Source organism: Methanosarcina mangrovi (assembly GCF_052057765.1).
Taxonomy (GTDB): Archaea; Halobacteriota; Methanosarcinia; order Methanosarcinales; family Methanosarcinaceae; genus Methanosarcina.
Genome location: NZ_CP195120.1, coordinates 1,786,244 through 1,798,488 on the forward strand (window position 1 = coordinate 1,786,244; position 12,245 = coordinate 1,798,488).

7 protein-coding genes are annotated in these 12,245 nt (G+C 43.0%); 5 read left to right on the plus strand and 2 right to left on the minus strand.

Going from position 1 to position 12,245, the window contains the following annotated elements:
• Positions 1 to 115: 115 nt before the first annotated feature.
• The 5 genes from ACSAZL_RS08165 (at position 116) to ACSAZL_RS08185 (ending at position 7,361) form a co-directional block, all read left to right on the plus strand.
• Positions 116 to 1,789, plus strand: coding sequence for an AMP-binding protein (locus ACSAZL_RS08165; protein ID WP_440948192.1), 1,674 nt, complete (start codon positions 116 to 118; stop codon positions 1,787 to 1,789).
• Between the two features lie 285 nt (positions 1,790 to 2,074).
• Positions 2,075 to 2,323: a 4Fe-4S dicluster domain-containing protein gene (locus ACSAZL_RS08170; RefSeq protein ID WP_440948193.1), complete on the plus strand. Its 249-nt coding sequence runs from the start codon at positions 2,075 to 2,077 to the stop codon at positions 2,321 to 2,323.
• Positions 2,324 to 2,345: 22 nt separating this feature from the next.
• A complete protein-coding gene (locus ACSAZL_RS08175; RefSeq protein ID WP_440948194.1) occupies positions 2,346 to 3,401 on the plus strand; it encodes a 3-methyl-2-oxobutanoate dehydrogenase subunit VorB in 1,056 nt (351 codons plus the stop codon).
• A gap of 2 nt (positions 3,402 to 3,403) precedes the next feature.
• Complete coding sequence (locus ACSAZL_RS08180) at positions 3,404 to 4,849, plus strand: 2-oxoacid:acceptor oxidoreductase family protein (protein ID WP_440948195.1); 1,446 nt, start codon at positions 3,404 to 3,406, stop codon at positions 4,847 to 4,849.
• A 1,240-nt stretch (positions 4,850 to 6,089) separates the two neighbouring features.
• A complete protein-coding gene (locus tag ACSAZL_RS08185) occupies positions 6,090 to 7,361 on the plus strand; it encodes a cytochrome-c peroxidase (protein ID WP_440948196.1) in 1,272 nt (423 codons plus the stop codon).
• Between the two features lie 1,585 nt (positions 7,362 to 8,946).
• On the opposite strand, the gene ACSAZL_RS08190 is transcribed toward ACSAZL_RS08185, so the two are convergent.
• Positions 8,947 to 10,119: a type III PLP-dependent enzyme gene (locus ACSAZL_RS08190; RefSeq protein ID WP_440948197.1), complete on the minus strand. Its 1,173-nt coding sequence runs from the start codon at positions 10,117 to 10,119 to the stop codon at positions 8,947 to 8,949.
• Positions 10,120 to 10,797: 678 nt separating this feature from the next.
• Positions 10,798 to 12,093, minus strand: coding sequence for an APC family permease (locus tag ACSAZL_RS08195; RefSeq protein WP_440948198.1), 1,296 nt, complete (start codon positions 12,091 to 12,093; stop codon positions 10,798 to 10,800).
• Positions 12,094 to 12,245 lie beyond the last annotated feature (152 nt).

The following is a 12,245-nucleotide window of genomic DNA, read 5'->3' on the forward strand; positions in this document are numbered from 1 at the left end:
TCCGAAGAAACTCAATACGAAGGGAAAAATCCTGAAAGTTTCTGAACATTAAATGCAGCCTCCTGAAGCCTGAAGACTATAGAAATGTGAAAATCAATTAAAACGGGTGTCCAGAATGACTTCCTTGCTGAGCCAATTTGTTTCCAGAACCGATTTCGAATCCTATGAGGATTTCCAGGAAAACTTCAGAATCCTGGTTCCTGAAAATTTCAACTTTGCCTATGACGTGGTTGATGCCTATGCAAGAGCTTCTCCTGAGAAGCTTGCCATGATCTGGTGTGACGATTACGGGAATGAGAAAACCTTTACTTTCAAAGACCTGAAGTACTACAGTGACAAAGCTGCAAATTTCTTTGTAAAGCACGGCATAGGTAAAGGCGACTATGTGATGCTTACCTTAAAGAGCCGCTACGAGTTCTGGTACTGTATCCTGGGATTGCACAAGCTCGGAGCAATAGCCGTGCCTGCAACCCACATGCTGAAAACCCGGGATATCGTGTACAGAATCGAAAAAGCCGGACTGAAGATGATCGTCTGCATCTCCGAAGATGACGTCCCGGAACAGGTAGATGAAGCCCATGCCGAATGTGTGGATATCCCTCTCAAAAAAGCCATGGTAGGAGGAGTTGCCCGGGAGGGCTGGATTGATTTCAGAAAGGAACTTGAGGAAGTTTCCCCGATCTTCGAACGTCCAACAGGTGAGGGTGCGACAAAGAACGAAGATATCTGCCTGGTCTACTTCTCCTCCGGGACTGCCGGGTTCCCGAAAATGGTAGAACATGACAACACTTACCCCCTCGGCCATATCCTTACCGCAAAATACTGGCAGAATGTGGAGGATGACGGACTGCATTACACCGTTGCAGACAGCGGTTGGGGTAAATGCGTCTGGGGCAAGCTCTACGGGCAGTGGATAGCCGGCTGTGCGGTCTTTGTCTATGACTATGACCGGTTTGAAGCCAAAAACATGCTTGAAAAAGCCTCAAAATATGGGGTTACGACCTTCTGCGCTCCACCCACGATCTACCGTTTCCTGATTAAAGAAGATCTCTCCCATTATAATTTCAGTACGCTACAGTATGCAGTCGTTGCAGGCGAACCCCTCAACCCTGAAGTTTTCAACCGCTTCCTCGAATTCACCGGCATTAAACTCATGGAAGGTTTCGGGCAGACCGAGACCGTTGTAACGATTGCGACCTTCCCCTGGATGGAACCCAAACCCGGGTCTATCGGAAAGCCCACCCCCGGATATAAGATTGAGCTCATGGACAGGGACGGCAGGCTCTGCGAGGTTGGGGAAGAAGGAGAAATCGTCATCAACACTAAGGACGGAAAACCGGTAGGGCTCTTTGTACACTATGGAAAGGACCCTGAAAGGACAGAGGAAACCTGGCACGACGGCTACTACCACACCGGAGATATGGCCTGGATGGATGAGGACGGATACCTGTGGTTTGTGGGAAGGGCTGACGATATAATCAAAACCTCAGGATATAAAGTCGGACCCTTTGAGGTGGAAAGTGCCCTTATCCAGCACCCGGCTGTGCTCGAGTGTGCAATCACTGGAGTTCCGGATCCTGTCAGAGGTCAGGTCATCAAAGCGACCATCGTACTTACAAAAGACTACACGCCGAGCGACGCCCTTAAGAAAGAGCTGCAGGAGCATGTAAAAAATGTCACGGCTCCTTACAAGTATCCCAGGATTGTGGAATTCGTTCCCGAACTCCCGAAGACGATCAGCGGAAAAATCCGCAGGGTCGAGATCAGGGATAAAGACCAGACCCAGTAACAGGAGTTGTAGAGTAATACACCGATCAAATCAGAAAAAGGAAAAAGAAGGAAAGAAATAAGTACCTTAAACTTTTTCTGAAAAGTTTGCTCAAGGAAGATATAGTTAGGATTTGCTCTCAAAAAGCTGCTGCAATTCAAGAGGATATTATAATTAAAGAACAGAAAAGAATTCAAGAACCTATAAGAATTCAGAAAGCCCCTTAAAAATGATAGGCTCTCCTGTCTGCCATACAATACCGGCTGGAGAAAAACAGGGACTGGAAGAATAGCGTGAGGATTCTATATGGCAAAAAATGATCAAAAAGAACCGTACCCTGTTATCAACATTCTGGAATGCAAGGCCTGTGGGCGCTGCCTTCTTGCCTGCCCTAAGGACGTGCTTTTCATGAGTGAGGAACTGAACGCCCGGGGGTACCACTACGTAAAGTATAAGGGAGAGGGTTGCTCAGGCTGTGCAAGCTGTTATTATACCTGCCCCGAGCCCCTGGCACTGGAAATCCATATACCCCTGAAAAAGGAGGAAGCCGAATAAGGCAGGATAAGGAGAGAAAAAGATGGCAACACAACTCGTAAAAGGTAACTCCGCAATAGTCGTCGGCGCACTTTACGCCGGGTGCGACTGTTTCTTCGGATACCCCATTACTCCGGCAAGTGAAATTCTGCACGATGCGTCCAAATACTTCCCTATGATTGGAAGGAAATTCGTGCAGGCCGAGTCCGAGGAGGCTGCAATTAATATGGTCTACGGAGGAGCATCAGCCGGGCACAGGGTAATGACGTCTTCTTCAGGCCCCGGAATCAGTCTGATGCAGGAAGGGATTTCCTACATTGCAGGCGCAGAGCTTCCCTGTGTGCTTGTAGATATTATGAGGGCAGGCCCGGGACTCGGGAACATCGGACCCGAGCAGGCGGACTACAACCAGGTCGTGAAAGGCGGAGGGCACGGGAACTATAAAAATATCGTACTCGCCCCCAACTCCGTGCAGGAGATGTGCGACTTTACCATGAAAGCCTTTGAGCTGGCTTTCAAGTACAGGAATCCTGCAGTCGTGCTTGCTGACGGGGTACTCGGACAGATGATCGAATCCCTTGAGTTCCCGAAAAAAGCCCTTAACCCAAAAATCGATACAAGCTGGGCAGTCAACGGTACGGCTGAAACCAGACCTAACCTGATAACCTCGATCTTCCTGGACTTCAATGAACTCGGGCAATTCAATGAGAAGCTGCAGGCAAAGTACGAGCTGATTAAACAGAACGAGGTTGACTACGAAGAATACATGACCGAAGATGCCTCAATCGTGCTCGTTTCTTACGGCATAAGCAGCAGGATCTGCAGGTCAGCCGTAGACCTTGCCAGGCAGGAAGGTATAAAAGTGGGACTTTTCAGACCAAAAACTCTCTTCCCGTTCCCGGAGGCGCAGTTGAAAGCCCTTGCAGATAAGGGAGCTTCTTTCATCTCCGTGGAGATGAGCAACGGACAGATGATAGACGATATCAGGCTCGCAATCGGCTGTTCGCAGCCCGTGGAACTGGTAAACCGCATGGGAGGAAACCTGATCACCCTCGACCAGATTATGGACAAAATCAGAAAGATAGCAGGGGAGGCATGAAAATGGCAGCAGAAATCATTGACGGAGAAAAGGTTCTCAGAAAGCCAAAAGCCCTGTACGCGGAATACCCCCGCAAAGGAGGGGCAGCTCCAACAGCCACCCACTATTGCCCTGGCTGCGGACATGGGGTTTTGCATAAACTCATCGCCGAGGCAATTGACGATCTCGGAATCCAGGACAGGACGGTTATGATCAGCCCTGTGGGCTGTGCAGTCTTTGCTTACTATTACTTTGACGCAGGCAATATCCAGGTAGCCCACGGTAGGGCTCCTGCTGTTGGGACAGGCGTCTCAAGGGCTGAAGAAAACGCTGTAGTTATCTCTTACCAGGGCGACGGGGACCTTGCCTCGATCGGTCTTAACGAGACGCTGCAGGCAGCAAACAGAGGAGAAAAGCTTGCTGTCTTCTTCGTAAACAATACCGTGTACGGCATGACAGGCGGACAGATGGCTCCGACTACCCTTATCGGGGAAAAGACAACCACAACCCCTGAAGGCCGTGACCCCCGCTTTGCAGGCTATCCGCTCCATATGTGTGAGCTCCTGGACAACCTGCAGGCTCCGGTTTTTATCGAAAGAGTCTCGGTCTCCGATATTTCCCATATTCGAAAAGCCCGAAAAGCTGTTAGAAAGGCGCTCGAGATCCAGCGTGACGGCAAAGGCTATGCTTTTGTGGAAGTTCTTGCAGCCTGCCCGACCAACCTGAGGATGGATGCAGAGCAGGCTATCCAGTTCATTAACGAGCAAATGGAAAAGGAATTCCCGCTCAGGAACTTCAGGGACAATTCCGAATCTGCCGAACCCCTTCACCGCGGAGTCAGCGATTTCACAACCGGTTCCCTTGAAAAGCTTTACGGGATTGAAGCCGAATTCGGAGAAAAACCCTCCAGGACCGACTTTGCCCCGATCCAGACCAAGATTGCAGGTTTCGGAGGGCAGGGTGTCCTTAGCATGGGCCTTATCCTTGCACAGGCAGGAGTCAAAGCAAACCTCAACGCTTCCTGGTTCCCCTCTTACGGCCCGGAACAGCGCGGAGGAACCTCAAACTGCTCGGTCGTGATTTCAGGCCAGGCTATAGGCTCACCTACGGTCTACACCCCTGATATCCTTATAGCCATGAACCGTCCCTCTCTCGAGAGATTCGAAGGGGCAGTAAAAGAAGGAGGCTTCATCCTCTACGACTCTACAATCGGCGAAGCCGAGACCCCCGCAGGCGTAAAATCAATTGCAGTCCCTGCAACCGAAAAAGCCAAGGAAGCAGGCGATGAGAGAGCCGCAAACTCTTTTATGCTCGGAGTCCTTCTGGGCCTGAACGCAACCGGCCTTGAAGAAGAAGCCTTCAAAGAAGCCCTTGCCGAAAACTTCGCAGGCAAACCAAAGGTTATCGAGTTCAACAAGCAGATGCTCGAAGCCGGTGCAGAATGGGCAAAAGAGCACTTTAAGGTATAAGGTAAAAGGAAAATGGGTATAAAAAGGTGAAATAAGGTTTAGACGAAGGAAAAAAAATCTTCGGCAAAAGTAAAATATTTCACCAATAAGCAGGCGGAGAAAGAAACAAAATTCGCCTGTATACACTCTTTTTTAAGATTAAAGCTCTTTTTTAGACCATTGTCTTTTATCTCATCCCTTAAAGGGCAGTGCTAAAGAATATCACTTTTTAACAGGAAATTATTGTGATTTAAATATCTATTTGAGTACTTTGATTTTGGGAAAAGGCTGCGAATAGGAAAAAATCCCCGGGATTTGAGAAACATTAACATTTAATTTTGTTTGTTATCCCCCGAATTTCCTGTTTGTTCTTATAAAGGAAGTGGGTCGTTAAAATAGAAAATCGGTATTTTTTTCTTTTACTCTTAATCTTCCTGCTGGCAATAAGGCTAAAGGAAACATTAAAATAGTTGTGAAAAGTCGTAGTTATTGTAGAACGGCAAAACCAAATTCATCACCTCTCCAGCTTTATTTTGCCGTTCTTTAATTCCTTTCTATAGCATACTTTTTTTCAAGCTTTTTTTCCGGGCAGAGGCTCAACGGAAAGTAGCTGAAGAAACGGAACATTCACAGCCTGCCGGTTTACTAATTAAAGAATATCAGAAATTTAGGAACGGTCATAAGGTTTATTAAAAATAAGGACATTATAAAAAAGAGCAAGTCTTAATGAAAATTACTTTAAGAGTAGTGGATTTTGGCTAAAAACGAAAGACTTAGCTGAAAATTAGCTATCGTAAAATTAATCTTAGTTTAGAAGTAGATGGTAGGGGTCGAGTCCCTATTCTCGAGATCCCTACCTGCGATCCAACCCTGGATTGAGAGGAAACCCTTTCTCTCAATCTCCTATCTTTTATAACGATCCGGTAATATATATCATAACCGATCTAAAAAACCTTTTTTAATTCAAATTTTTAAATTGGATACATTTTTGTGTTGCAATCTAACTTTCAATGCCATTAAAAATTTCAACACAAATATAAAAAACAAATAATTATTATGTAAACTTCAAAAATGTTTTATTTTTATGTTAAAGTCTGCGAGCTTAACTTCTCCTAGAATTTTCGATATTATTAAATAATGTAGACATGCTATTTATTACAGGTTTCTTATGGTTTGATAACCTTATGAAATCTGTCCTGGAGAATAAAAAAGCTTGAGGGTTGTCGATATCTCTTTAATTTTAGATACGTCATAGAGTTTGGTGCAGTCTGGAGTCGGCGAGCATAAAAAAGTGATATGCCCATTTCCAGAGAACACTTCTATAAAACTTCTATTATTATCAGATATAGTAAATCCCATTTTAGAACATGTTCTTCAGGAAATTTCTGAGAAATTTATCAAGGGGGATTTTTTACTGATTAAGATTATGCGAATTGGGACAACAACACTAATTTCAATTTTATTTTTAACAGCATTAGCTGTAACTGCCTCAGCAGAAGAAGTTCAGCTGAGTCAGAAAGAGGAACTAGGGAAGCTTCTATTCTTTGATGAAAGCTTATCAATGCCCAGAGGGCAGTCCTGTGCAAGTTGTCACGATCCTGATTTTGGTTTTACTGACCCTGATCAAGACATTCCTGTTTCACAGGGTGTAATACCAATACTGTTCGGGAACAGAAACGCACCAAGTGCTGCATATGCAACGTATAGTCCAAATTTCAGCTATACTTATGATGACAGCGGCCAGATAATCTATTATGGAGGCCAGTTCTGGGATGGCAGGGCGGACAACCTGACAGAGCAGGCGAAAGGCCCGCTCCTGAACCCTCTGGAAATGCACAACCCGAATAAAAGGACCGTGGTTATGAGTATCCGAAGATCGGACTATGCAGGTCTCTTTGAAGAAGTCTACGGACCATGTTCCCTGAATAATGTAGATGAAGCTTTCGATTATGCAGCTGATGCGATCGCGGTTTATGAAAATTCTGCAGAAGTAAATAAATTCAGTTCCAGGTATGACGAGTATCTTGCAGGAGAGTATACCCTATCAGATGAAGAGCAACTGGGACTCGAATTATTTAATGGAAAAGCCCTGTGTTCAGGATGCCATATAAGTAGTGGAAGTGAACCGATATTTACGGACTTCACTTATGACAATCTGGGTGTACCCAAAAACCCTGATAACCCATTTTATAGCATACCAAGAGTATATAACCCTCTAAGGAGTGCATATGTAGACCTTGGACTGGGAGGAAGCGGTCGTACCGAGATAACCGATCCAGAGGGTGAAGAGGGAAAAATGAAAGTCCCCACTCTCCGAAACATCGGAAAGACAGCTCCTTACACACATAATGGATACTTTACCAATCTCGAAGACCTTGTACACTTCTATAACACAAGGGATGTAGAATCAGAGGGATGGCCCGCTCCTGAAGTTGCCGCGAACGTCAATACTGATGAACTGGGCAATCTCGGGCTTAATGATACTGAAGAAAGAGCAATTGTTGCTTTCCTGATGACGCTTGATGATGAATAACAGGAAAAAGGGATGCATATAGCATGGTGCAGCGGTACGATTCTTACAGGGCATAAAATGATGCCCTGTTTAAAATCCGGCTATATGCACTTCCATCACATACTTCCTGTATTCATTAAGTACTGGCAAAATAAAGGAAAATGATTCGGCTCGAGTAGTTTCATGACGAGGCAATTGTTTCATGACGAGGCAATTGTTTTGTCTCAAGCCAGGAATGGCACGATCGAGCCGGTCATAATTATCTTTTTTATCTTTACCTCTAAAAAGCCATATAAAGGCAAATAAGCCATATAAAAGGTAAATGAAACATTAGAGAGACCAAGCAGGTTGTTATATCAACCAGGTTTGACTATATATCTCGACCGTGCTCATTCGAAAACATCAATAACTAATGAACAGGTTACCCGGTATTTTTGCTGTCCGGTACGTGTCCTCCTACTAATTAAATAAAAATAGGATCAATCATAAGGCTTATTTATGCTGAAGACATTATGAAAAAGAAAGAGCGAATATAAAAAATAATTAAAGAGTGTTGGCATAGTCCTGGATGGTTAATAGTAATAAATCGGTTTCAGTAAAAGACGATCATTAGTTCAGAAGTAGTTGGTAGGGGCCGAGTCCCTATTCTCGGAATCCCTACCTGCGATCCAACCCTAGATTGAGAGGAAACCCTTTAACCCTCAATCTACATCTATTTTATAATCATGTGGACATATATATCATAACCGCTCCAAAAAACCTTCAGGGATTTTTTTTTTTGAGACTATTGAAAATTACGATGGAAAACAAATTTTCAATATCATTAAATCAGGGTAAGAATATCCTGCTCAAAACACCATATTCTATCTTACCGGTATATCATTCCATAGAATTGATTCGTCCTCTATTCTAACAATAACTGAAATAACTATGTAGAAATTTATCTTGTTATTCTCAAATCCGGTGAATAGTCACTGATTTTTCAATTTTAACAGATGAAAGTGGATATTGTAGACATCAAAGTAGTGATTTTAAAAGTTTGCAAAAAATTCTTCACATGTATTCTCACCTGTATCGGCCGAATTCAAAATATGTAATAAATTTAGAAATTTGGGAGCGTTACAGGGTTTATTAAAAAATAGATATGTCATAAAAAAGAGTAAGTCATTTTAAAAGTTAATTTGGAAGTCTATTTGTAAATTTTGCTTAAAAAATTACTGGATTAATTAAATGATTTTAGTTTAGAGACGGTAGAGTTCGAGTCCCTATCCTCGAGGTCTCTACCGCGATCCAACCCTGGATTGAGAGGAAACCCTATTACTCTCAATCTACGATCTTTTATAACGATCGGTAGTATATTATAATCAACTTAATAAACCTTTTGCAACCACAGGGCTGAAAGGATTTTTCTGAAGATACTGGGGCTTTCTTAAGAATATTTTTTTAAGAATTGATTAAAAATATATTTTAAAAATAGATCATATAATTATCCGTTTTCGGTCCGGCTATCGATTCGGTTCGCAAAACTAAGAGCTCCTGACTTACAATTTGCATTGCTTTACCAGGAGCGCATCGGTTGCTTAAAAAGAGAATGGGCAACTGCCCTTTAGATAATAAAGGCTTTGAGAGGGGGAAAGCCGTTAAAATTCACAGAACAGTAACTCTGGGTGTAGGCTCCGGCTGTGAAGACATAGAGGCGGTTACCTTCTCTCATAGTATGGGGGAAGGAGTATTTATGGTGCTCATAGAGGATGTCCATGCTGTCGCAGGTAGGACCTGCAAGGATGACCTCTTCTGCACAGCCTTTTTTGTCACAGAAAATGGGGTATTTGATGCATTCGTCAAGGGTTTCAATAAGGCCGCCGAACTTTCCTATATCAAGATAAACCCACTTGTACTGGTTGAATCTGGCCTTCTTGGAGACCATGACTACTTCACTTACGATAATGCCGGCATCGGCAACCAGAGACCGTCCGGGCTCGATAAGGATTTCGGGAAGTTCTTCTCCGAAGTCGTCGTGTAAAAAGCGGCGAATTTCTCTGGCATAGGTCTCAAGGTCGTTGGCTTGAGCCTGGTATTTTGCGGGGAAACCTCCTCCGAGATTGATCATTTTCAGCTGAATTCCTTTTTCGGCCACTGCTTCAAAAAGGTATTTGCACTTGGAGATTGCATTGTCCCATTGCCCGATATCTCTTTGCTGGGAACCGACATGGAAAGAAAGCCCGTATGGTTCAAGCCCGAGTTTCTCAGCTTTCAGAATCAGTTTGTATATGAGGTCAGGGTGGGAGCCGAATTTTCTGGAAAGGGGCCAGTCTGCACCGTCACTTTCGGTAAGGATCCTGAAAAAAACCCTTGAGCCGGGAGCTTTTCTGGCTAACTTTTTCAAATCACTTTCTGAATCCGTAACAAAGAGCCTTACTCCTTTCTCATAGGCATAAGCTATGTCCTTTTCTTTTTTGATAGTGTTTCCGTAGCTTATCCTCTCAGGCCCTACCCCGAGCCTCAGCACCTGATCAAGTTCGTAAACCGTTGCCACATCAAAATTGGAACCTTTGTCCTTCAGAGCAAGCACTACCTTGTCCATGGGATTGGCCTTTACGGCATAGTGAATTTTTGCAAAAGGCATGTGCTCTACAAGTTCATCATAACTTCTTTCTATTCTCTGAAGATCGATGATCAGGAATGGTGTTTCTTTATCCCGGGAGAATTTCTTGATCTTGTTAAAGTCTTCTCTTGGAATGAAATCCTCCAGCGGGAATTCATAAGGCTCTTTTCTCATATCTACTCCCTTTTTAACCTCAAATTCTTTGTAAGCAGGTTTGAAACTTTATTACGAATAGAGTAATAATTCCGGTGAGTTATATTTAGACAGTTCTGTTTATAAATTTTTAGTAGATTCCGGACTTATTTCAGTTTTCAGATTTACAATTAATAATATAGATAATCCCTGAAATAAAACGAACCAAATAGGATTTTATGTATATAAAACTAATTCTTGTTGAATATTCAGACCCAAAAAGAGCTAAAATCAAAAAATATTCACTATAAATAGTCAAATTTTTAAAAAAAGCTTTATTAGGCTTTTTTAGGTAATTAAATCTCTCTATATTCTTTTTTCGCTTATTAAAAGCATTAGAATCCCACTTATACGTTGAGATTTTCCACAAAAGTCCGTATGTTTCGGAAATATATGCTTGCTGTTCAAGCGTAAAATAAGAACTTAAACGAATAAATGAGACAAAAAATCCATTTTTAAGGAAATAATTGGATATTAAAGCACATATAAACTTTTATTTGGTTAAATAGTCCTCTATATCTCTTTTTCTTACCTGGCCAAAACGCCTTTATTGCACTCAACTGTAGAATAATGTTTATTTTCATGAGAAATTAACGTGAAGAACTGCGATGAGAAAAACTGCAATGAGAAAACTGCGATTAAAAACTGCAATCAGATAAATCAGACAGTCAAAAGCTCCTCTTTCCTTTTTCTGGTTTTAAGCAACACTAATAGTGCACTTATTCCTGCAAGGAAAAACCCGTAAAGCATGACTTCTTTACTGATCTGGGAAAAAAGAAAAAACGCGGACAGAGCCCCAAGAGCCGGAAACAGGGGAAAACGGCCTATGCTGACAGGGATTCTGAAAGGGCGCCTTCTCTCCGGGTCGGTATATCGGAGTTTTATGAGGGAGATGTTGACTATAAAAAAGACAATAAAAATCATAAAATTCGCAATATTTGCTACCGTTGCTATATCTCCGAAGAAGACAAACAGGCTTGAAAAGCATGCAATTCCGAAAATTGCAGTCCAGGGGGTCTTGAGTTTAGGGTGTACCCGTGCGAGGACTTTCGGGAGCGAACCCGAATCTGCCATACCGTAGATAATTCTTGACCCTCCAAGCATAACCACAAGTACGGTATTCATCGTGGAAAAAAGCGCGATCCAGGAAAGAAGGACAAAAGCCTTTTTCCCAAAAGCGACAGCTGCAACTTCAGCAAGCGGGATATCCGAAATTCCGAGAACCCGAAAATCAAGTACACTTACGGCAGCTATTGACACACAAATATAGAGGAGAACGGTGAAGAAGATGGCAATAAGCAAAGCTTTCGGAGTTGTTTTCTCCGCATCTTTTGTCTCCTGGGATAACCTCACAATATCTTCAAACCCCAGAAATGCAAAAATAATCAGGGCAGAAGCCTCAAAAATTCCCGAGAGGTTCGGAGCCTCAAAATAATTTACCGTACCAAGATAGGGAATCCCCACGTAAATAATTATCAGGAGGCCTGAAAGTTCTATAAAGGTCATGAGAATCGCCAGCCGGGCGGATTCCTTGATTCCGTAAACCATGACAAGGCTCAGGACAATAAACAAACTTATTGCCCCTATCAGAATCCCACTTCCAAAAATATTACTGAAGTACCTCCCAAAGCCGAGAGCAACCGCAGAAGCGGTAATTGCTACATAATAGATGACCAGCAACCCTACAAATAGACCTGTACGCTCTCCAAAAGCTCTCCTTGCAAACTCATACTCTGCCCCTGCCCGAGGATACATGGAAGAAAGTTCCATATAGCTGAGCGCGGAAAGCGAAGCAGTAAATCCTGCAAACAGAAAGGAAGCCCAGACCATGTTGCCTGCAAGCCCTGCAGCTTTTCCCATGAGTACATAGATCCCGGCTCCGAGAATATTTCCAATTCCTACCAGAGTAATTTCGGATAAACTCAGGTTCCTTTTTAGCTCCGCTTCTCTTCCCATAATATTCCAGAATTATATTTAACTTCAAACATTATATACTAGATGAAATTATATTTCTAAATTCGGATAAAGTATGCAAAAATTAATCAAAATTGTACTTCTGAATTCGGACAAAATACGCAAAAATTAAGCGTTTTCAGCTTGCGGAGCAG